The sequence below is a fragment of the Microvirga sp. RSM25 genome (assembly GCF_044784385.1).
Lineage (GTDB): Bacteria > Pseudomonadota > Alphaproteobacteria > Rhizobiales > Beijerinckiaceae > Microvirga > Microvirga tunisiensis.
This window is the reverse complement of the sequence record NZ_CP173039.1, coordinates 3,800,752-3,822,812: the sequence shown is the minus strand read 5'-3', so window position 1 is coordinate 3,822,812 and position 22,061 is coordinate 3,800,752. Positions and strand designations below refer to the sequence as shown.

Annotated in this window: 20 protein-coding genes; 13 read left to right on the top strand and 7 right to left on the bottom strand. The window is 59.5% G+C overall.

The annotated features are described in order from the left end of the window. Nucleotides 1–133: 133 nt before the first annotated feature. Nucleotides 134–2,620, top strand: coding sequence for a cadherin domain-containing protein (locus ACD578_RS18235; protein WP_404287245.1), 2,487 nt, complete (start codon nt 134–136; stop codon nt 2,618–2,620). A gap of 649 nt (nt 2,621–3,269) precedes the next feature. Further along, nucleotides 3,270–5,624 (top strand): calcium-binding protein, encoded by a 2,355-nt coding sequence (locus ACD578_RS18230; RefSeq protein WP_404287243.1) that lies wholly within the window; start codon nt 3,270–3,272, stop codon nt 5,622–5,624. 414 nt (nt 5,625–6,038) lie between these two features. Here ACD578_RS18230 and ACD578_RS18225 read toward each other — a convergent pair whose 3' ends face one another. Then, on the bottom strand, nt 6,039–6,977 hold the full coding sequence (locus ACD578_RS18225) for an AraC family transcriptional regulator (RefSeq protein ID WP_404287241.1): 939 nt from the start codon (nt 6,975–6,977) through the stop codon (nt 6,039–6,041). 434 nt (nt 6,978–7,411) lie between these two features. On the opposite strand from ACD578_RS18225, the gene ACD578_RS18220 reads away from it, so the two are divergent. Next, a complete protein-coding gene (locus tag ACD578_RS18220) occupies nt 7,412–7,630 on the top strand; it encodes a hypothetical protein (RefSeq protein WP_404287239.1) in 219 nt (72 codons plus the stop codon). A 250-nt stretch (nt 7,631–7,880) separates the two neighbouring features. Here the strand turns inward: ACD578_RS18220 and ACD578_RS18215 are convergent, their stop codons facing one another. The 6 genes from ACD578_RS18215 to ACD578_RS18190 form a co-directional block, all read right to left on the bottom strand. Further along, the gene (locus ACD578_RS18215) at nt 7,881–8,336 is read right to left on the bottom strand and encodes a VOC family protein (RefSeq protein ID WP_404287237.1); all 456 of its coding nucleotides are present in this window, start codon (nt 8,334–8,336) and stop codon (nt 7,881–7,883) included. A gap of 86 nt (nt 8,337–8,422) precedes the next feature. Next, nucleotides 8,423–9,073, bottom strand: a complete 651-nt coding sequence (locus tag ACD578_RS18210; protein ID WP_404287235.1) for a GntR family transcriptional regulator — start codon at nt 9,071–9,073, stop codon at nt 8,423–8,425. Nucleotides 9,074–9,108: 35 nt separating this feature from the next. Then, complete coding sequence (locus ACD578_RS18205; RefSeq protein ID WP_404293940.1) at nt 9,109–9,876, bottom strand: amino acid ABC transporter ATP-binding protein; 768 nt, start codon at nt 9,874–9,876, stop codon at nt 9,109–9,111. A gap of 10 nt (nt 9,877–9,886) precedes the next feature. Further along, a complete protein-coding gene (locus ACD578_RS18200) occupies nt 9,887–10,729 on the bottom strand; it encodes an amino acid ABC transporter permease (RefSeq protein ID WP_404287233.1) in 843 nt (280 codons plus the stop codon). A gap of 29 nt (nt 10,730–10,758) precedes the next feature. Beyond that, on the bottom strand, nt 10,759–11,442 hold the full coding sequence (locus ACD578_RS18195; RefSeq protein WP_404287231.1) for an ABC transporter substrate-binding protein: 684 nt from the start codon (nt 11,440–11,442) through the stop codon (nt 10,759–10,761). A gap of 258 nt (nt 11,443–11,700) precedes the next feature. Continuing rightward, nucleotides 11,701–12,249 (bottom strand): gamma-glutamylcyclotransferase family protein, encoded by a 549-nt coding sequence (locus tag ACD578_RS18190; protein ID WP_404287229.1) that lies wholly within the window; start codon nt 12,247–12,249, stop codon nt 11,701–11,703. 319 nt (nt 12,250–12,568) lie between these two features. Here ACD578_RS18190 and ACD578_RS18185 point away from each other — a divergent pair, with 319 nt between their 5' ends. The 10 genes from ACD578_RS18185 to ACD578_RS18140 all read left to right on the top strand — a co-directional run bounded on the left by ACD578_RS18185 (nt 12,569) and on the right by ACD578_RS18140 (nt 21,943). After that, a complete protein-coding gene (locus ACD578_RS18185) occupies nt 12,569–12,847 on the top strand; it encodes a hypothetical protein (RefSeq protein WP_404287227.1) in 279 nt (92 codons plus the stop codon). Nucleotides 12,848–13,285: 438 nt separating this feature from the next. After that, complete coding sequence (locus tag ACD578_RS18180; RefSeq protein ID WP_404287225.1) at nt 13,286–14,179, top strand: GlxA family transcriptional regulator; 894 nt, start codon at nt 13,286–13,288, stop codon at nt 14,177–14,179. Between the two features lie 100 nt (nt 14,180–14,279). Beyond that, the gene (locus tag ACD578_RS18175) at nt 14,280–14,936 is read left to right on the top strand and encodes an ABC transporter permease (RefSeq protein ID WP_404287223.1); all 657 of its coding nucleotides are present in this window, start codon (nt 14,280–14,282) and stop codon (nt 14,934–14,936) included. A gap of 9 nt (nt 14,937–14,945) precedes the next feature. Continuing rightward, nucleotides 14,946–16,094: an ABC transporter ATP-binding protein gene (locus tag ACD578_RS18170; RefSeq protein WP_404287221.1), complete on the top strand. Its 1,149-nt coding sequence runs from the start codon at nt 14,946–14,948 to the stop codon at nt 16,092–16,094. Then, nucleotides 16,091–16,855, top strand: coding sequence for an ABC transporter permease (locus ACD578_RS18165; protein WP_404287219.1), 765 nt, complete (start codon nt 16,091–16,093; stop codon nt 16,853–16,855). The genes ACD578_RS18170 and ACD578_RS18165 overlap by 4 nt, the downstream gene beginning before the upstream one ends. Nucleotides 16,856–16,893: 38 nt before the next feature. Beyond that, nucleotides 16,894–17,787 carry a glycine betaine ABC transporter substrate-binding protein gene (locus ACD578_RS18160; RefSeq protein ID WP_404287217.1) on the top strand — a complete coding sequence of 298 codons (894 nt, stop codon included), beginning with the start codon at nt 16,894–16,896 and terminating at the stop codon, nt 17,785–17,787. A gap of 50 nt (nt 17,788–17,837) precedes the next feature. Further along, nucleotides 17,838–18,686 carry a nitrilase-related carbon-nitrogen hydrolase gene (locus tag ACD578_RS18155; protein ID WP_404287215.1) on the top strand — a complete coding sequence of 283 codons (849 nt, stop codon included), beginning with the start codon at nt 17,838–17,840 and terminating at the stop codon, nt 18,684–18,686. Continuing rightward, the gene (locus tag ACD578_RS18150) at nt 18,683–19,885 is read left to right on the top strand and encodes an acyl-CoA dehydrogenase family protein (RefSeq protein WP_404287213.1); all 1,203 of its coding nucleotides are present in this window, start codon (nt 18,683–18,685) and stop codon (nt 19,883–19,885) included. The genes ACD578_RS18155 and ACD578_RS18150 overlap by 4 nt, the downstream gene beginning before the upstream one ends. Before the next feature lie 12 nt (nt 19,886–19,897). Next, nucleotides 19,898–21,460: a class I adenylate-forming enzyme family protein gene (locus ACD578_RS18145; RefSeq protein WP_404287211.1), complete on the top strand. Its 1,563-nt coding sequence runs from the start codon at nt 19,898–19,900 to the stop codon at nt 21,458–21,460. A gap of 237 nt (nt 21,461–21,697) precedes the next feature. Beyond that, nucleotides 21,698–21,943: an integrase arm-type DNA-binding domain-containing protein gene (locus ACD578_RS18140; protein WP_404287209.1), complete on the top strand. Its 246-nt coding sequence runs from the start codon at nt 21,698–21,700 to the stop codon at nt 21,941–21,943. Nucleotides 21,944–22,061: the final 118 nt, after the last annotated feature.

Here is a 22,061-nt window from a genome sequence, read left to right as displayed (position 1 = left end):
CAACTATGAGGATGAAGACTTCGGCTATAATGAAGGTCTTACAGGAGCCAGGTTCGAATTTATAACTTTTAAATTTTATACAGACGCTAGCAATCCGAATACTTTCGTTGGACAGACCTCCTTTGACGTTTACATGCAAGACATTGAGCCTGAGGGACCGCCGGCGGACACGCCGCCGGCGAACATCCGCCTGACCACGGGCGGGACCACGGCGGCCCTGGCCGAGAACTCCGGCACGAACACGGTCGTGGGCACGGTGACGGCCGACGACAACGGCGGCACGGCGGCGCTGCGCTATGCGATGGCGGCCAACGGCAACTTCGACATCAACGCCACGACGGGCCAGATCTTGGTCAAGAACGGGGCGGTGCTGAACTTCGAGGGCACCAACAGCTTCGTCGTGGCCGTGACGGCGACCGACCTCAACGGCACCGGCCAGTCCACGACGCAGAACTTCACGATCAACCTGACGAACGTGAACGAGGCGCCCAATGCGCCGCAGTACACCTCGCTCGGTGCGATTGCCGAGACCGCCGGCAACGGCACGCAGGTGGGCACCATCACGGCGACCGATCCGGACGGGACGGCTCCGAGCCTCGTGTTCGCGGACACCAACACCACGACCAGCTTGGACGGCGCCTTCGAGATCGTCGGGGGCGTGGTCAGGGTCAAGGATGCGACCAAGATCCAGGTTGTGAACGAGGCCAGCCACACCTTCACCTACAACGTGAAGGCGACCGACGGCTCCTTGCCCTCGGGCACCACCCCGATCTCGATCACCGTCAACGACGTGACACCGCCACAGAACCAGAAGCCGACGATCGACGTGAACGGCGGAATACAAATCATTGGCGCCACCGCGAATGGGCCAGCCGTGAAGGCGTTCTACGACATCCAGGTAGGCGACCTCGAAGACGACCCCCTGACGATGTCGATCTCGTTCGCCAGCAATGATGGCGAGTTGCGTGACCAGAACAATCAGGTCATCGCCGTCAAGAGCGATGATGGGATCACGAAGGTCTACGAATTCACGGGCAGGAAGAACGTCCTGAACGCGATCCTCGACGAACTGAAGTTCGATGCGAAGAATCGGAGCGACGGCGGTATCGTCGACACCAACTTCACCGTCAAGGTGTGGGACATCGATCATCAGGGCTCGCCGGCGCAGAACAATCAGATCACCGTATCGACGGCCCTGATGAATCGGGCGCCGACAATCAACCTCTCGGATCCTAAGACATTCCACGTCAATGATATCAACGACGCTGTGTATGCCTTCGGCGGCTTCGACCTGGACGACATCGAACGCGATCAGCTCACGGTGACGATCAAGTTCGATGAGGATGACGGCGATCTCGTCGGCGTCAACCTTCCCAATCCTGAGCGCATCGCCGGTCAGAAGGTCTATAAGTTCGTCAACCGGACGGCCGGCGAGCTCGAATTGATCCTGGACAACCTCCGGTTCAATGCCACCGACCGGCCTAATCAGAACTCCGGAACGGTCGAGACGACTTTCACAGTCGAGGTATCCGATGGCGACAAGACTGCCACCAACGGTCAATTGAAGGTGATCACGGATGTCGTCAACAAACAGCCTCCGACTCAGAACCAGGCTCCGACGGGCCTGTCGCTGAGCCTGAACGCTCCGCTCCTGTCCGAGTACGCGGTTCCGGGCAAGGATGTCGTCGGCACGCTCTCGGCGACCGATGCGAATGGCGATGCTCTCACCTACAAGCTCCTCGACAATGCCGGGGGCCGTTTCGCGATCGACGGCAACAAGCTCGTGCTGGCAGGACTGGGCGTCAATTTCGAAGACGTCCCGTCGCACCAGATCAAGGTCGAGGCGAGCGACGGCAAAGCCACGACCGAGCAGGTCTTCACCATCGGCATCAAGGACGAGACCACCTTGAACATCAAGGGGACGAAAAAGAACGACAAGCTGAATGGCGGCCTCTTGGACGACATCCTCAAAGGTGGCTCCGGCACCGGCAACGACACCATCAAGGGTAGCACCGGCGACGACAAGCTCTATGGCGAGAACGGCAACGACTCCCTCCAGGGCGGCGACGGCATCGACAGCCTCTTTGGCGGTGCCGGCAACGACACCCTGAAGGGCGAGGCCGGCAGGGATCTCGTGAAGGGCGATGCGGGTAACGACAAGGCCTATGGCGGCTCCGGCAACGACAAGCTGTATGGCGGCAAAGGCAACGACCTTCTGAAGGGCGACGCCGACGACGACATCCTCTACGGCGAGGCCGGCAACGATCAGCTGTATAGTGGCAAGGGCAAGGACGTCTTCGTCTTCAACCAGAAGCCGAGCAAGACGGCCAACCTCGACAAGATCATGGACTTCAATGTCGCGGACGACACGATCTGGCTCGAGAACAAAATCTTCACGAAGCTCGGGAAGGCCGGTTCGGAAGCATTGCCTGCAGCCCTGAATGCTGTGTCCTTCGTCACCGGATCGAAGGCCAAGGACAGCAAGGACTACACCATCTATGATAAGAAGAAGGGCATCCTTTACTACGATGCCGATGGCACGGGTAAGTCTGCAGCCGTCGAGATCGCCACGATCAAGAAGGGCCTCAAGCTGACCTTCGACGACTTCAAGATCATCTAAGGGTGAGAAATATCCGATCGCAAACCCCGGCGGCTTGACCGCCGGGGTCTTCTTTTTACCGCGGCCGCAAGAAGTGGACGCGGAAGATGTCTGGATGACATGAATCGTTGTCGCGCGATGGGCACCATTCTCGAGCTTGCCATCCCATTAGCGCCGATCCTGAGGCGTGAAGCCAGCACAACGCGATTTGCTTGGTTCGACTGTCCTGGTGACTCTGCCCTTCGCGATCTTGTCCGAGTACTTGCGGACTGGCCGTGCCGAACTGCACGACCGGCGCCGGATCGTCGTTGGTGATGCGGCCTGACGGCACGAAAGGGCATCTCGGATCGTACGATTCAGGTGAGGTCCGAGGCTTTCGGAGACCATGGGCTTGCCGGCTGCCGCATCCGACGCGATGCCGGGCCGTGCCGGGCGGCCCTCTCCTCAAGCGTCGGAGCTGAAAAAATGGACGCACATTTCGGGATCGATGGCGATGCGCACTCTATCATGAGCGCATCGTTGAATCCGGGCGTGCGGTTCCGTATGAGGTGCCGATCCTCAGGACGGCGCGCTCCCCTCTGGTCCTGCCGCCAGGCAGCGCATCTTTCCGCTTGTTCCTGTCCAAGGGGCAAGATATGAAATATCATAATATTTCGGGGGCATTCTCATCATGGCGACGCACGATCCTGTTACAAACACCTATACCCTCGTTTCAACGGACGTGGATTTCGCCCTGCTGCCGCAGGATGGCGACGCCAATGTGATCGGGAACGACCAGAACAACCAGATTACCGGCAATGCAGGCGCGAACTCGCTCGACGGCGGCAAAGGCGCCGATACGCTCCGCGGTGGACTGGGGGATGACACCTATCTTGTCGATGAGGATGGAGATCGAGTCTTCGAGGATGCGGTTCAAGGTTCCGGCTTCGACACCACCATTGCAACCTTCTCCTATAAGCTGGAAGACAATGTCGAAAAGCTGATCCTGGTCGGCGGCGCGACGAACGGCTGGGGCAACGACCTCGACAACGTTCTGACCGGGAACCAGAATGACAATTTTCTGGACGGCGGCGAGGGTAACGACACGCTGATCGGCGGTGGCGGGGCCGATACGTTCCGCGGCGGCAGGGGCGACGATGTCTATCACCTCGCCGGCGGCGACGACGTGATCGAGGACGAGGATGCGGTGAATGGCGGCGGCAACGACACCATCATCAGTTCCTCGACCGTCGACCTCGAAGACTTTCCCAATATCGAGAACCTGACCCTGGAGGGGGCGGCGGATATCGACGGCTTCGGCAATGCCCTCGCCAACACGATCCTCGGCAATGACGGCGACAATACTCTCGACGGGCGCGACGGCAACGACAGCCTCCTCGGCGGCCTTGGTGACGACCACCTGATCGGCGGCGCTGGGGCTGACACCCTCGTCGGCGGCGAAGGGTTGGACCAGCTCGATGGCGGGACCGGTGACGACACCTATATCGTCGACAGCGAACTCGACATCATCCATGAACAAGTCAACGAAGGCTCCGATCGGATCGTCTCAAGCATCAGCTTCAACCTGAGCCTGCGCGGCGCCAATGTCGAAAATCTGGAATTGACCGGCACCGCCAATCTCACCGCTGTGGGAAACAGCCTCGCCAATACGATTATCGGCAACGACGGGAGCAACACTCTCAATGGCGGCGCTGGCACCGACGATCTCTGGGGCGGCAAGGGGAACGACACCTACATCATCGATGCCAGCGACACCGTTCACGAGGAGGCGGGCGAGGGGCGGGATACGGTTCTTGTCGGCTTCAGTCTCTACACGCTCGCGAGCAATGTCGAGGACCTGACCTATACCGGTGCGGGTAATTTCAGCGGCACCGGCAACGAACTCAACAATTTCATCCGTGGCAACGCGGGCAACGACACGCTTGTGGGATCGACCGGGGACGATTCTCTCCATGGTGGCGCCGGTGCGGATCGCATGGACGGCGGCGCGGGCAGCGATCTTTACTGGGTCGACAATGCCGGCGACGTGATCGTCGATTCCGGCGCCGGGTTCGATCGGGTTCTCGCATCGGCCAGTTACACGCTCGGGGCCAACCTGGAATATCTCGCCTTCGAAGGGAGCGGGAATTTCTCGGGCACCGGCAACGAGCTCGATAACACGATGTATGGCAATACCGGCGCCAATACTTTGGACGGCGGTGCAGGGCGCGATCAGCTCGATGGCGGCGAGGGGGCCGACCGGCTGCTCGGCGGGGCCGGAGACGATACCATCACCGACTGGAGGGGCGACGACGTTATCGACGGGGGCGCCGGCAGGGACGATCTACGTGGTGGCGTCGGCAACGACAGCTATGTGGTGGACGGTCTCGACATGGTGACGGAGCTGGCGGGGCAAGGCGTCGACACGGTCACGGCGTCGGAGAGCTTCACGCTCGGTGCGGCGTCGGAGGTGGAAATCCTGCTGGCGAAAGCGGGGACGAGCGCCATCACTCTCACGGGAAGCGCCACCGCCAACGCAATCTCGGGCAACGACGGAGCCAACCTGCTGTCCGGCGAGGGCGGGAACGATGTGCTTGCGGGCCTGCTCGGCAAGGACACTCTCTCGGGTGGCCTCGGCGATGACAGGCTTACCGGCGGCATAGGCAAGGATACGTTGAGCGGCAATGCCGGTTACGACACATTCGTCTTCGACAGTCGCTTCTCAACTGCGAATGCCGACAAGGTCACGACTTACAATGCTGCAGAGGATCGGATCTTCGTTGAGAACTCCCTGTTGAAAGCAAACAAGGTTCTTTACAAGGCCATCGGCAAGGAAAGCGAGATGAAGCCCGCCGCTCTGGCCAGCAAATTCTTCACGATCGGATCGAAAGCGAAGGATAAGGATGACTTCTTTGTTCTCGATAAGAAGAAGTATACCCTTTCCTACGATGCCGACGGGAGCGGCTCGAATGCGGCGATTAAGCTTGCGACCTTCGACAAGAACGCCATGAAGAAGTTCACCCACAAGGAACTGTTCTTCATCTGAGGACACCTTCCTTGCGAACACGAGCTCCGGCTGCGCACGACGCCGGGGCTTTTTCGTGCCGCCAAGAGGTTTTCGGAGGGATTGGGGTTCTGTTCGTCAACGCGGTGCCACCGTCGTGCACGGGCAGGGCTGGTCGCAACGCTGAAATCCGGCAGGATCCTCACGGCAGGGCTCGGCGCGTAAGAGGACAATCCGCGCGTTCCACGACAGCCGCTTGACCTGGAGCCTGTGATGCTGTCGACGCAGATTGCGCTCGTCTCCGTTCACACGCGCAACACCATAGGCCAATTGGCGATCGCGAATCTCATCGCGCAAGTCTCCAGCCGGGGACACGTGACGCTGGCTTGGAAAGCCTATGGCTTGGACAGAAGAGGCGCGCCGCCAGGTCTACCCCTTTCGGAATCGTGCGACGTTCTAGGGTGCCCTGGTCCTGGCAAGGGTCTGCCGTGGTGTTTCGCCGAAAGTGCGCTTGTAGAGGCTTGCAAACTCGCCCAGGTGGCCGAAGCCGCAGCGCAAGGCGATCTCGGTGATCGTGACGGTGCTTGGATCCGACAGCAGCAGGGTCTCATAGGCCCGCTTCAGCCGCAGCGATCGCAGAAATCCCATCGGCGTGGTGTTGCGGAAGTTCTGGAAGCCGTTCTGCAGGCTTCTGGCACTCACCCCGGCATGAGCCGCGATGTCGGCCAGGGACAGGGGCTCGGAAAAGTGCGCCTCGATGAAGGCTTCGGCGCGCTTGACGTAGAAGGGCACGGCGGCGGATTGCGGCCGCAGCAGCGCGTCCGAATAGGTGTGGGAATGTCCGAGCAGAAAGCCGGTCAGAACCGTCTGCTCCAGTTGCTGACGGGCGGCCGCGATGGTTCGGAACAGCGAATGCGGATTTGCGAGCTCGGCGGTGGCATACTGGAACAGCCGCACCCAGCTCTGGCCGTTGGCGCTGCTCAGATCAAACGCGGTATCGAACTGGAGATCTCTATCGAGATCGCAGGCCAGCAGCTTCGCGCAATAATCTGCCATCTTGCGCATGTTCATCACGAGAACGGAGGTCTCGCAATCATCGAGGTAGTTGAGAGTTCTAGGGGCACCAGCAATCATCGCAATGCCACGCTGGTCGGACAGTTCATATTCGCGCCCGTCCAGGCTCAAGCGGGCTTTCCCTTTGGGCGCCAAGATAAAACCCATCCGCTCATCTGTCTGCTCGTATTGGAGGTTGACACCGACCGAGCAACCATAGCCGGTCACAAAGGTGCAGAAATCCTGTAAGCCGTGGATTTGGAACACACTGTCGAAAGCACCGTTCCTCGTTAACGGTCTCAATCTGTTGGGAGTGAGCAGCGAACTCGTGAGATCCTCCATCTCATCGAGCTCAGTCGACCTGATCACAAGATCGATTACAGGGCTATCGTGAGCGACAGGCTTTTCGGTATTGCCATTACCCGCCACGGGAGGAGTCGTCTTCTCCATCTCCGAATAAACACCCGCCATGATTATGCCCGTCTCGACAGCCGCCCAAAGGACCGTTTGGGTCTATCGATGCGTCTACCAGGATAGCCGTTCCCTTAGGAAAGTACGATACGTACGTTTTTCCGACAAGCCTTGCGCTGTCCCGATTTCCGCCTCGGAAGAGCTATGCCATTTTTCCTGTGACCTTGAACAAAGGCATCCCGCTAACCGACTCGAACGGGCTGAAACCAGCCTAAATCCTTGGAAAAACAATGCCTAATGAACGGGATAGCGTTACCCAGCGAAGGATGCCTCTGTACGGTTTCGTTAGATGCTGGAGCAGTCGATTGATCCTGCCTAAGTTCATCAGTGCCAGCGTCTCCCGATCCGTCCGCTTTCACCTCTTCCGCGGGCGGATCCTGCTCGGCCTTCGCCAGTACGACAAAGCCATCAGCGACTTTAAATGCGCCTTGCGGCTGAACTGGCGACATGAGCAGGCGGCCCTGTGGCTCAAGAAGGCGAGCCGTGCCATTCCGCGCAGTGGGGAGACAGGCTCTCTCACGTGAATTCGGAGACGAGAAGAAACCTCGGTGCGCTGGCTCGCGATTTCATAAGGCTTGTAATCACAAGTTGAATTTAAGTATGAAGTTAAACCGTTAGCATCATCTGTCAGTGGAAGCAGTGGCTAACAGGCCAGCTATCTTTCGTAGATCCATTTTGGGCGAAACACGCAGCCGAGGCAACGATCAGGATATCCAATTCGGTCCAGCATGGTCATGAATCTCCGAGATTGAGACCGACCGAAAAGGGCTGGGGTCAGTGGTGGTCGGAACCGGCCGTTTTGCGGATCTCAAGAACGACACCCGCGCCGCGCCGCGTGTCGAAGTAGCAAAAGCCCGAGCCGTCGGTCCGCTTTCCACGGGCCATCACGCCGAGGCCGAGAGCTCGGCCTGTTGCTTCTGCCTCGTCACGATCGGGGACCTCGAAGCCCAGATGATAAACCCCTTCGCCATTCTGCTCGAGAAATCGACGCTGGGGCGAGTCCAGCGGGCCGGGCTCGCATAGCTGGATCTGGACGTTCTCGAGATCGACGCATTTGTAGCGCATCGCATCCGATGCGGCCTTGTTCGGAACCTCGAACTCCACGTAGGTTCCCGATTTCGGGTAATCGAACCAGGGGCCGACGCCAAGCGCTTCGTAATAGGCAACGGCTTTGTCCAGATCGTTCACGACGATGCAGACATGGTGGAGCTTGTTGAACAAGGGTGTCATTGCTTCGGCCTTTTCGACGATGGCAGCGTCTGTCCCGCTTCTCGGAGGATTGGAAGCCCGGACTTCGCCCGCAAGAACGGATTGCTTCAGAATTGGAGTGCCGGCTCGACGATGGCCATTGTCGCCTCGACGTGCTCGCGGGCGGCCCTGTCGGCCGTGTCCTCGTCACGATCGATCAGGGCCTGAACGATGCGGCGATGCTGTATGTTCATCTGAATGAGCTCGTGCTCGGCAAACAGAATAGGAACCCGCAGCATCCAATAGTAGAACTGCGTGCGCTCATGAAACTGCGCCAGGAAGATGTTGTTCGCGCTCTCCACGATGCGGGCATGAAACTCGGTGTTCATCCGGTTCAGCTCGGGCCGTGTGAGCGTGCCGGCAGGCTCCATGGCCTCGATCAGGGCGAGCAGCTCGTCACAGGTCTCGCGGGAGATGTGTCGCGCCGCCAGTCGTGCGGTCGCGCCTTCGATCGCGGCCCGGCTCTCGAAGATTGCATGAACCTTGCTGCGATCGACGTCCTGGACGACCCAGCCCCGCTCTCGCGCCAGGAAGCCCTCGCCCTGAAGGAGAAGAAGCCCCTCGCGGACCGGGGTCCGGCCGACGCCGAGCGTCTCGCACAGATCCTCCTCGACGAGCCTCTGACCCGGCTTGAGTTCCGCCGCCAGGATCATGCTGCGAAGTTTTGTGCGCACGTCGGTGGCGATTGAATCTCCTGGCGATGACTTCCTGCTGCTCATGATTCAGTATCCGGTTGATCCAATAGGCCCATAGCTCAGTGAGCCGAGAAACGGGAGAGAAACTGCTTGGCCCGGTCGCTGCGCGGGCTCGTGAAGAACTGGTTCGAGGGGGCATCCTCGACGATCCTGCCGCTCTCCATGAAGATCACGCGATCGGCGACGTCCCGGGCGATGCCCATATCATGGGTCGCGATCAACATCGTCTGACCTTCTTCGGCCAGGGCCTTGATCGTGACGACGACCTCCTGTGCGAGTTCAGGATCGAGGGCGCTCGTCGGCTCGTCGAGCAGCATGACCTTCGGCGACATGGCGAGCGCCCGGGCAATGGCCACACGTTGCTGCTGTCCGCCGGAGAGTTGGGACGGATAGGAATCCCCCTTCTGGCCGAGACCGACTTTCTCCAGGAGAGTGAGAGCGATCTGGCGGGCCTTGCCCTTTGGCATGTTCAGCACATGCACGGGCCCGCTCATGACGTTCTGAAGCGCCGTGAGATGGCGAAACAGATTGAAGCTCTGGAACACCATGCCGATCGACTGGCGTTGCCGGCTGATCTCGACATCCGAAAGCTCATAGAGCCCGTCCTCGCGTTCGCTATACCCGATCAGGCTTCCGTGAACGTAGATCCTGCCCCCGGTGATCGTGTCGAGATGATTGACGCAGCGCAGAATGGTCGATTTGCCCGCTCCTGACGGACCGAGCAGCGCCACGACCTCTCCCGGAGCGACATCGAACGAAACGTTCGTCAGCGCCGCGTAGGTTCCCCACGCCTTCGAGATATCCATGACAGAAACGGCGGCTTTCATCATCATGTCCTTAGCGCTGCGGGAAGAGTTTCTCGAGGGCTGTCTGCAATGCGGTCGCGAAGGCCGTCATGACCAGATACCAAAAGGCAGCAACGGCGAGCAGCTCGACCACGCGGAAGTTGGACGAGTAGATGTCGGTCGCGATCCGCAGGAGCTCGAGATATCCGACAGCCGATGCAAGCGACGTGGACTTCAGCAGCATGATGTACTGGTTGCCGGCTGCCGGAATGATGATTCGGCCGGCCTGCGGGATCACCACCTGCTGGAGAACCTTTCGCTGTGTCATGCCGAGGGCGCGAGCCGCGGAGCGCTGACCCTGGTCGACGGCAAGGATGCCGCCTCGGATGATCTCGCTCATGTAGGCGCCCTCGGCCAGGCTGAGCCCCGCAAGGGCCGCAATGAACGGCGTCACGACGGCGGTGGTCGGCATGCTCACGAGTGGCGCATCCATGAACGGCAGCCAGATGGTGATCGTCTTGAACATGATCGGCACCGCATTGAACCAGAAGATCAACTGGATCAGCATGGGAGTGCCGCGAAAGAGATATACGTAGGTCGACGAGAGCGCGACGAGAATGGGATTGCCGCTCACGCGCATGAGAGCCGCCACGAAGCCGATCGCGGTTGCGATGAGAAGAGCCAGGGTTCCGAGCATGACGGCGTTGAACGCGCCTGTCAGGATGAGGGGACTGAACAGATAGTCCAGGAACACAGGGAGATCGAGGATCCGGGCCTGGATGCCCGCCGCGACGATCGTCGCGACGAGCAGGAGGGCCGCTGCACCGAGAAGCCACGAACCCCAACGCCGGCGATGGACGATCGGGAGTTCCGGCGTTGTCGGAATGTGAGTCACGTCACCATCGTCATGACCCGTAGCCCTGATTACTGGCGCTTGCCGGCCGGCAGGTTGATCGAGATCTCCGACAGGCCCGCGCCGTCGACGCCCCACTTTGCCATGATGGCCTTGTACGTGCCGTCCGCCACCATGGCTTGCGTCGCTTTCTGCACGGCGTCCCGCAGGCCGGTCCGTTTCTTCGCGAAGCCCCACGACGTGATGTAGGGCGTGAGGATGTAGTTGTCGCCAACGATCTTATAGCGTCCGGGAAATTGCGACATCATGTAGACGAGGGCCGGAAAGTCCCCAAGATAGCCGTCGACTCGCTTGAGATCGAGCTGCATCCGGGCATCGGGGGCCGAGGGAAGCTGTTCGGCGCGAATGGGTTGTGAGCCTTTGGCCACGCAACCTTCCGATGCCTTTTCGACGGCTGCCATGATCACGCGGCCGCCCAGCAATGTTGCGGTGCCCTTGCCGCAGAAATCGTTGATCGTCTTGTAGAGACCTGCTTCCTCGCTGCGAACGAGAATGCTTCCTCCCGAGCGCATGTAGTTGACGAAGTCCAGTTTTTCTTCGCGTTCTTCCGTATCGCTGATGCCGCCCGACGCGACATCGAAGCGATCGGCCTCGATCCCCGGGATCAGGGCGGCATATTCGGCCTGGATGTATTCCAGCTTCAGGTTCAGGCGCTTGGCGATCTCGGCCAGGAGATCCGCGCTGGCGCCCGTCACGACCTGCTTTCCCGGCTCGCGGAATTCGATGGGGGAAAGGTCTGCTGCGAGCCCACCTTGAGCGTGCCGCGCAATCGGATGTCCTGCGGAACGAGCGATGCTGCATCCTGAGCGTGGGACGCGGTGGACCCGAGGCAGTGCAAGGCAACGGCGCCAACGAGACTGAGAAGTGACCTTGTAAACTTCATCGTGATGTTCCCTTCTGTTTTTTGTGGATCGACGAAGGAGCGGCAGACTTGTCGTCTGCCACAGAGGAGGTCAGCGAGATGCCGCGCTGCGGCCCGGGATGGCCGAAGGGTTCGGCCGGTCCGCGCGAGGACAGGGCGCGGCTGCGTCAAACACGGCTTGGACCTGGGCAATGTAGTCTTCCGGGAAATTCCATTGCTTCATTCCCGTCGGGATGTGCTCCCAATAGAAGTTCGGCGGCCGCATGGCGATTCCAGGAGTGATGAGCCGGTACGTCCAGCAATCGTAGGTTCTGCCATCGTCGCCATAGACCGTGACGCAGCACCGTTCGAAATCGTCGTAGTCCTCCTCGAAGTGCTTGGGATCGTGCTCGAAGACGACACCCAGGGCTTTATTTCCCCAGGCTTCGGCCGTGTTCGAGAAGTGGCACCAGCCTCGGTCGGTGCGCTCGCCTGCTGCGTGAAACCTCAACGCATGGTTGGCGGCATAGCCTTTCGTGACGGGCGTCGCGGCGGGCATGAAACGTTTGATCTCAACATCGTCGAGCCAAGTGCAATATCCGAAATAGTACATTGTATCCTCGGGTGTGGCGGATCCGTTCTGCCGCGTATCGACCGACATCGGATCTGCTCTCGCAGAGACCGAAAGGCACGAAACCGGCATCTCTGACCAAACCGATCCTGATCGGTCCGATTTAGGAGATACATGTTCGTATATTTGTTCGTATATTTAGTCAATGCCTGCTAGGAAACCCTGGGAAACGAAAGCTCGGCAGCGAATGGAATGAGATCGGAAGGGGGTATCCATGGGGCCGAACAACTGCTCGATGCGAGAATGGCCGAGTGCAAGGTTGCGGCGACACGCGCCACCGTATCATCCGGAGCGTCACTGCTTCTCTGGCTCGCTCCCGTTGATCGATTGAGGAATGACCGGAAGTCTCATGGAGAACGTCACGATGCTTCTCAGTTTTGCCGACACACACAGCTACCCTGGCTGCCGGGTCATTGTCCGAGTGGACGGCGCTATTGGTCAGGAGGAGGTATTCGTGGAATTCAGCGATGGCGTCATCGTCCCGGCGGTTCTTGAACAGGTCGGTCCGCAAGAAATAGTATTGAGGATCGGGCCGTATCGGACAGCCCGCGGAACCGGAATCGAAGAGAAGGTTTGGATCCTGAAGCGCAGTTCAGAGCATGACTGGAGGGTCGCAAGGAAAGCTTGAGTCCGGACGGGATGAAAACAGTTCCTGCCGAGGCTGGTAGCGGGCTCTGCCATGCCTAGTGACGGGACGGTCACATCGGCAGCGTGAAGATGGGCTACTGGGTTACTTCGCCCAGCATGCCAGGAATGTGCTGAAGGGCGACCGTACCGTGTTCGAATTCCTGGAGGAGACGTTCCCGCAAGCAGGGCAGGACTCGCTCCGCACACCCGCCAGACAGCCCCGGGCCTGCGGAACTGAGTGGCTGCATGATGAAACGTGGACTTCTCCTTCAATCGAAAGCTTGTTTCAGATAGAGGATTGTAGAGTACGACTTACTCATCAATAATTACCGGCAGGTCCCCAGGGCAAATCTAAGAAATAAAATCTGAAGTGACTGGTAATAACGAGAAACAGACACCGCGTCGGTTTGGCTTCCTTATTCTGCCAGGCTTCTCTCTCATGGCACTCAGTGCTGCGAGCGAGCCTTTGCGTGCTGCCAATAGGCTTGCAGCGCGCAGCCTCTACGATTGGCATTTGATAGGCCCCACAGGCGAAGCGGTTCAGTCGAGCAGCGGCTTTCGACTTCAACCCGATGGGGGACTGAATTATCCGGTGCAGTTCGACGCTGTCGTGGTGGTTGCCAGCCTGAACGTGGCAGAATTTCATGAAACCGCAGTGTTCAAATGGCTCCGCCAGCAGGAGCGCTTAGGCAGCGAGATCGGAGCCGTGAGTACGGCCAGTCTTCTCCTCGCCCGCGCGGGTCTTCTCAAGGGTTACAAGTTCACGATTCACTGGGAGATGGCGCAGGATCTTATAGAGGAGTTCCCGGATCTCAGGCCGAGCCGCACTTTATTTGTCATCGATCGCAAACGCTTTACCTGCGGCGGAGGCATCGCAGGACTCGACATGATGCTGACCTTCATAGCACGTCAATTCGGCTCCTCCTTGGCTGCGGGCGTCGCCGAGCAATTTCTTCATACACATATCCGCTCGGCCGACGACAGTCAGAGGATCGACGTCGTTGGCCGCTATGGAATCACAAGCCACGCCCTGGTGACGGCTTTGACCATGATGGAGCAGAGCATCGAGCAGCCTCTCGAGATCAGGCTTATCGCTGTTCGGTCTGGCGTCACAGAGAGGCAGTTGGAACGTCTCTTCGGCAGGCATCTGGGCACGACACCGGCACGTTTCTACATGAATCTTCGACTGCGCGAAGCAAAGCGCCTCCTGGCCGAAACAGACATGCCTTTAACCGAGATTGCTTTGCGTTGCGGGTTTACCAGTCCTTCTCATTTCGGTCGCTGCTTCCGGCAAGCATTTCAGGCCACCCCCGAGAAGCCCGGCAGCGAATGACGGTTTCAGACTATGTAAAGTCGCCTTCAGAATAGTTTCTTCCAGGGAAGTGTGCGAACCTTAGGATTAGAGCGCGTAAAAAATGCGCCAAGGCTACGGGATGGAAACGCTGTCTTTCATGCGCGACAATGCGCAGACGATCCTATTTTTAACCGGGCAGCACCTATCCATCGTGGGTCTGGCGGTTGGGCTTGCCATTCTTACAGGCGTGCCAATTGGAATAGCCATTACCCAAAGTAAGAAGGCGGCTGATATCGTTCTCTACATAGCCGCCATCGTGATGACGATCCCGTCCATCGCCCTGTTCGGGATGCTGATCCCGGTCCTGTCGCTCATCGGCCAAGGGATCGGTTATCTGCCTGCCATGATCGCGGTTCTGCTCTATTCGCAACTTCCCATCATCCGGAACACCTACACGGCCATCAACAATGTCGATCCGGCCCTGCGCGAGGCCGCACGGGGCATGGGGATGACGGCGATCGAACGGCTTTGGAAAGTCGAGTTGCCCATCGCCGTGCCGGTCATCATGGCGGGGGTGCGGATTGCCGTCGTCATCAATATCGGGGTTACAGCCATCGCGACCTATATCGGGGCCGGCGGGTTAGGGTCGCTGATCAGTCGCGGGATTTCGCAAACTGACAGCAGGCAGCTCATCGCCGGTGCTCTCTGCGTGAGCCTCCTGGCCATTGCTGCCGATTATGCCCTTCTGTGGATTCAGCGACTGCTCACTCCGGCCGGCCTGCGGACGCGAGCCTAGGATTTCGATATGATCAGACTTGAAGATCTTACCAAGAAATTTGGCTCCGTCGTTGCAGCGGACCGGATCAACATGGAAGTCCCGGAAGGGGAGATCTGCATCCTTCTCGGGCCGTCAGGGTGCGGAAAGACCACGACGCTGAAAATGGTCAACCGGCTGATCGAGAAAAGTTCGGGCAAGATCCTGATCGGGGGACGCGATACCGACACAATGAATCCGGTCGAGGTGCGACGCGGCATGGGCTACGTCATCCAGCAGATCGGGCTATTCCCGAATATGACCGTCGAAGAGAACATCTGCGTCGTTCCGCGCCTGCTGAAATGGGACGATGCGAAGGCCAAGCGCCGCGCAGCTGAGTTGCTGGAGCTTGTCGCTCTTGATCCTGCGGTCTTCCTTCATCGCTTTCCACGTGAGCTCTCGGGAGGGCAGCAGCAGCGCGTGGGCGTGGCAAGGGCTCTTGCAGCCGATCCGCCGATCATGATCATGGACGAGCCGTTCGGAGCCATCGATCCGATCAATCGCGAGATCATCCAGGATGAGTTCCTGCGCATGCAGAAGACCCTGCGCAAGACCATTCTGTTCGTCAGTCACGATATCGACGAGGCCGTGAAGATGGGCGACAAGATCGCAATCTTCAGAGCCGGGAAACTGGAACAATACGATACACCCGATAGAATCTTGGCGCACCCCGCCAGTGAGTTCATTGCTGATTTCGTCGGCACGGACCGTACCCTCAAACGGTTGCGCCTGATTACCGTAGAAGACGTCCGGGACGACGGGATGGGTTTCGTATCCGATACCGATGATCTTGGTTATGCGGATGCGCTCATGCGTGAACGCCGGGTCGAAAGCCTGGTGGTGGTCGACGACCGGAAAGTTCCCACAGGCTGGATCCATGCCGAGCAGGCGGGCGGCCGTATCGGACCGGTTGCTTCCAGACTTCGCCCTCTGCCCGTGGTGATCCGCTCTGATGCCGATCTGCGCACAGCCGTAGCACTGATGTTCACCCATGACATGACCTGGCTCGCCTGTGTCGATGCCGATGGGCGCTTCATCGGCCGCGTTACACAGGCGAGCATCACACACCGGCTCGGCGACACCTATCGCGTCCGGCCGGCTATCGAGCCCGCTGCGATTCCGAAGGGAGCTGTCGCGTGACCAAAGAAGCAGGGGCTGCGCTTGCGGTCGGGCGTCTGTCCAAAATCACTTTGCCTGTGCGCGGCCTCGTCATCGTCGCCGCCACGGGGACAGCTCTAGCAATTGCGCATGCTCTGGGGCTGCTTAGGGATATTCTCAAGCGCTGGGATGACATCGTCTTCCTGTCGGTGCAGCACATGGAGCTGGCGGCAATATCCGGTAGCCTGGCGGTTCTGGTTGGAGTGGTCATCGGCATTGTCTTGAGCCGTAAAGCGTTTCGTTCGATTGCCGAGCCTGTCATGCAGACGCTCAATATCGGCACTACCATTCCGACGCTGGCAGTGTTGGCCCTCTCGATGAGCGTCCTTGGCATCGGCGCACCGCCGGCGATCTTTGCTCTCTGGCTCATGACGCTGCTGCCCGTTGTGCGCAATACGTATATCGGATTGCTTGAAGTTCCGCCGCATCTCATCGAAGCCGCGACAGGCATGGGCATGAAGCCGGGCGAAATCCTTTGGCGCGTGGAATTTCCGAATGCCCTTTACGTCATTTTCGCTGGAATTCGCACGGCTGTGACTGTCAATGTCGGCACCGTGCCACTCGCCTTTCTGATCGGCGGCGGTGGTCTGGGCGAGCTGATCTTCACCGGCATCGACCTTAGCGAGCCAGGGATGATGCTGGCCGGCGCCATTCCAACGGCGATTCTCGCCGTCATCACGGACTTCGTCATCGCTCTCGTCACGCGGTTCGTCGTGCCGCGCGGCGTGATGCCGGAGACATAACAGGCCCGGGCGTCCCGGGTTATAAGGGAGGAATTACTATGCAATTCATCAACCGTCGCCTTGTCCTAGCCACTCTGGCTTTCGCCACCCTGGGCTTCGGCCCGACTCTTGCGCAGACGCCCGTGGTCGTGGGCGGCAAAAATTTCACCGAGCAGCAGCTGATGGCCGAGATGACGTCTCAGCTTCTGAGCGCAAAGGGCTTCAAAGCCGATAAAAGAGCTGGCATGGGCAGCGCCGTGCTTCGCCAAGCTCAAGAGAATGGTCAGGTCGACGTATATTGGGAATATACCGGAACGTCGCTGATCACGTACAACAAGATCAGCGACAAGCTGTCGCCGGAGGAGACCTATAAGCGCGTGAAGGACATGGACGGCCAGAAGGGCCTTGTATGGCTCAATCCGTCACGTGCCAACAATACCTACGCGCTCGTCATGAATCGGGACGTCGCGGAGAAGAACGGCATCAAGTCGATCAGCGATCTCGCCGGTAAGGTCAGCGGAGGCAACAAGATGAGCTTCGCAAGCAACGCGGAGTTCGCCGAGCGTCCCGACGGACTCAAGCCATTGGAGGAAGCCTACAAGTTCGAGTTCGGTCGGGCGAATGTGAAGCGCATGGACTCCGGGCTCACCTATTCGGCCCTCAAGGAGCGTCAGGTGGACGTAGCGCTGGCCTTTGCCACCGACGGACGCATCCCGGCCTTCAACTTCGTGGTCCTCAAGGATGACAAGAACTTCTTCCCGGCTTACGCACTCACCCCCGTGGCGCGCAAGCAGGCGCTTGATGCCAGTCCCAAGCTTGCCGATTTGCTGAACGGCCTCTCGGCGAAGCTCGACGACAATACGATGGCGAAGCTCAATGCGAGCGTTGACGTGGAGAAGAAGTCCGTCGAAGAGGTTTCGGCGAATTTCTTGAAGTCAAACGGACTCATTTGACCATCGAGACTGGAGCCTCTGCTCCAGTCTCATCAGAAGCTCGCTTTATCATGTCGCTTCTCAAAGTTGCCGCCGCACAAATCGAGACGCCTCTTGGCGAACTCGACACCAACCGTCGCAAGCATCTCGACGTGATCGACGATGCGCGTGCCGCAGGCGTTCAGGTGCTGCTGTTTCCGGAACTCTCGCTCGCCGGCCATTCCGGCGGGCGCGAAGCGCCACGTCTTGCGCTGACGCCCGATCACGCGACGTTGCGTGAGCTGAGCCGGGCGAGCGGCGACATGTTGACCGTCGTAGGGGGCGTCGAAGAAGCGCCCGGCGCGCTGTTCTTCAACAGTGCCTTCGGGTTGTCGGGCGGAAAGGTCGTCTTCGTCTATCGCAAGATAAATCTCGCGACCTATGGGCGGCTCGAGGACGGAAAGTTCTTCGGGGCCGGAAAGGACGTCCGGCTTCACCCGATGGGTTCATCCTGGCAGGCCTGCGTCATGATCTGCGCCGATCTGTGGAACCCGGCCCTTGTTCATGTGGCAGCCATGAGTGGCGCGAGCCTGCTTCTGGCCCCGATCAGCTCCGCCCGCGAGGCCGTAGGCGAGGCTTTCGACAACAGCGAAGGGTGGGCAGTCAATGCCCGCTTCCACGCCATGACCTACGGTTTTCCCCTCGTTCTCGCCAATCGCGTCGGACGGGAGGGCGATTTATCCTTTTGGGGCGGGTCGCGCATTCTGGACCCAACGGGTCGCATGTTGGCCCAGGCGGGCGACAAGGAGGCTCTGATCACTGCCGAGATCGACTACGAGAGCGTGCGCCAGGCGCGATTTCTATTGCCCACCGTGCGCGATGGGGCAGCGGCATTGCTTGCCCGCGCTTTCGCACGTCTTGCCGGGGAATGCGCCTCATGATGAACCATTTGCAGGACTTCATCCTCGATGACGAAGACCGGCGCTTCCGTGCCGAGGCGCGTGCCTTCCTGGTGCGCGAGCTCGAGCCGCGCGCATCATCCATCGAGAATGAAGACAGTTGGGATTCGGTGAAGGCGGTGGTGCGCGCCTTGGGCGAGGCCGGCTATCTCACGCTCATGTTTCGCGATCTCTATCGCGGATGGTTGACGAAGCCCGGTCTAACTCATGCGACGATCCTGTCCGAGGAGGCCGCAGCGATCAACTACGCCTTCGAGACGACGATCGGAACGGCTTTGAGCTGTGCCTATCCGCTCCATCGCTACGCGACGCAGCCGGTTCGCGAACGGTACCTGGGTGACATCGTCGGCGGCCGGAGCGTAGGGGCAATCGGCGTTACCGAGCCCGCAGCAGGATCCGATATCTCGCGTCTGCAGACACGGATCACGTTCGACGAAGCGAGCCAGGAATGGGTCGTGAATGGCCTCAAGCGCTACATTTCCAATGCAGGTGTAGCCGATGTCTACATCGTGTATGGAGTCACCGATCCCGCCGCCCCGCCAGGCAAGGGCCTGTCGGCAGTGGTCGTACCCTCAGGAACGCCCGGTCTGACCTTCCCCCGGCGCTATACCTTCATGGGGCGTCGCGGATGCGTGGTCGGCGAAGTGGAGATGAAGGATGTGCGCATCCCGCGCGATCACGTGCTGGGCGAGCCGGGGCAGGGGACCCGCATCATGGTCAGCATGTTCAACTTCGAACGGGCGATCCTCGGAGGTTCCGGACTGGGCGTCGCGCGCGCCGCCTTCAAGATCGCGCAGGAGCATGCACAAACGCGCGAAGCGTTCGGGCAGAAGCTCGGGGCCAAGCAGCTGGTCTGGAGTACGATTGCCGAGATGAGCTGGCGCATCGACGCGGCCGAGCTGCTTACCTATCGTGCCGCCAAACTTTATGATGCGGGGATCGTCGGCAAGGAGTTGGCCAAGCCTGCGGCAATGGCGAAGCTCGTTGCCACGGAGACAGCCGTCTTCTGTGCCGACAAGGCCGTTCAAATTCTCGGCGGCGATGGCATTACCAAGGAGTATGGCCGTGCGGAGCAGCTCTATCGCGATGCGCGCGCGCTACCGATCGTCGGCGGCACCTCCGACATGGCGCGCTACCTCATCGCGTCCACCGACCTGCCAACCTTGAAGCCCACCCTTTAGAGCAGCCTACTCATGATCACGATCACAAGTCTTCTTCTGCAAAGCGTTGAGAAGTATCCGGGCCGAACGGCCTTGGTTCAAGGTGAGAGCCGCTGGACGTACGATGCTTGGTATCGGCGTATTCTGCGTCTCGCGGGGGCTTTGGCCGAACTGGGCGTCAGGCCGACCGATCGAGTGGCGTTCTATATGAATACGTCCGAAGCATCCGCCACGACATATTTCGCCTGTCAGATTCTTGGGGCAGTCGCTGTGCCGATGAACTTTCGCCTCGCGTCGGGTGAAGTGGCATATATTCTGCAAGATGCCGGTGCCCGTGTTCTGATTTATGGACACAATCTTCAGGATCATGTGCTGCGGCTTAGCGAAACCGTCCGCAGCGTCCATGCCTATATCGCGTATGGTGGCAGCAAAGCCGAGATTCCGGAAGGACATTTTCATTTTGAAACTCTGGCGGAACAGCACCCGCCCTTCGACTCCGTTGCTCCGAACATCCGCCCGGAACACCTGTCGGCGCTCGTCTATACCTCTGGAACGACAGGTAAGCCGAAAGGCGTCATGCATTCCCATGCCAATGACGTCGCCATCGCGCAGAACTGCACGATGGAATACAAACTGTCCCATCGCGATGTCGCGCTTCATATCGCGCCGCTCTACCATGTGGGCGGGATGCAGGCCTATTTCATCCCGCACATGATGGTGGGAGGCGTCAACGTCATCATGGAGCGCTACGAGGCGTTGAAGACCCTCAAGACGATTGATGCCGAGCGGATCACGACCCTTTTTGCAGTTCCGACTCAAATCCAGGAAATGCTGTTCCACCCCAGTTTCAGTCAGTTCGACGTATCGTCCCTGCGCATGATCACCACCGGTGGAGCCGCCATTGCCAGCACCACCATGCAGCAGGTGATCGAACGCTTCTGCCCTAACATCTACAACGGCTACGGCATGACCGAGGCGAGCCTCACGCTCCTGCTTCATCCGGACGAGGCGTTGAACCATCTGGGATCCTGCGGCAAGCCGACCTTGATCACAAATTGCCGTATCGTCCGCATCGGCCAAAATGACGAATGCGATCCGGAGAATATTGCCGATGTCGGCGAGGTTGGTCAGCTCCTCGTGCGCGGGCCGCAGATGATGGCAGGTTACTGGAACAGGCCAATGGAAACGTCTAAGAAGCTGCGTGGCGGCTGGCTTGTCACCGGTGATCTGTTCAGCCGGAATGCGGATGGTTTTTACACCTTCCGCGGCCGCGCCGACGATTTGATCGTCTCAGGCGGGGAAAACATCTATCCACGCGAAGTCGAAGACGTGCTGTACCGCTGCCCCGGCGTGCAGGAGGCTGCGGTCGTCGGCCTGGCCGACCCGAAATGGGGCAGCGTCGTCACGGCGTTCATCGTCAAGGGGACACCCGACCTCACGGCCGAGGCCATCGATCAACATTGCCGCGCTAGTCATGATCTCGCCCCGTTCAAGCGGCCGAAGCGCATCGTCTTCGTCGACGCGTTGCCGATCAACCCGAGCGGTAAAGTTCTCAAGCGCGAACTCGTTGCTCATTATTCGCAAGAAGCTGCCTAATGACTGCCGTCGCTTAGGGGCACGACCCTTAAGCGGAAAAATCCGGAATTTCAGTCTCTTAGACAATGGCGGAGGGAGCGTCCGCTATACTGCCGTCTTTAGATGTCCCACCTCATCCAAAGTTTCTTTTATTCTAATAAGGTTAGGGTCGCGGCCTGTCGATAATAGGCCATAGTCGTCCAGTGCAATCCATGCTGTTTGTTGGGGCCGCCGTTAGGGCCTAGCAGATGATCTGTGATGGCTCCAGTGGTCAATAAGCTCTCCGCCCGAGCCATTGCGACGCTGAAAGTTCCCGGGCGTCACAGCGGCGAAGGAGGCTTCTATCTCTCCATCTCTCCTGATGGATCTAGGCGACGGTGGGTCTTTCTGTTCCGCTGGAAAGCTCCCGGCGGGAAGAGTGCGGGCAAGCTTCGCGAAATGGGCCTAGAGAGTGCGAATACCATTAGCCTTGCACAGGCGCGGGACCGAGCGGCGCGAGCCTGATCCTTGTTCAACGAGGGCCGAAACCCCCTCGATGAGAAGACGGTTGAACGTAAGCTTCCAACCTTCGGAGAAATGGCTGACCGCAGTGGATTCGGAGCTTGGCGAGGTTAACTGATTG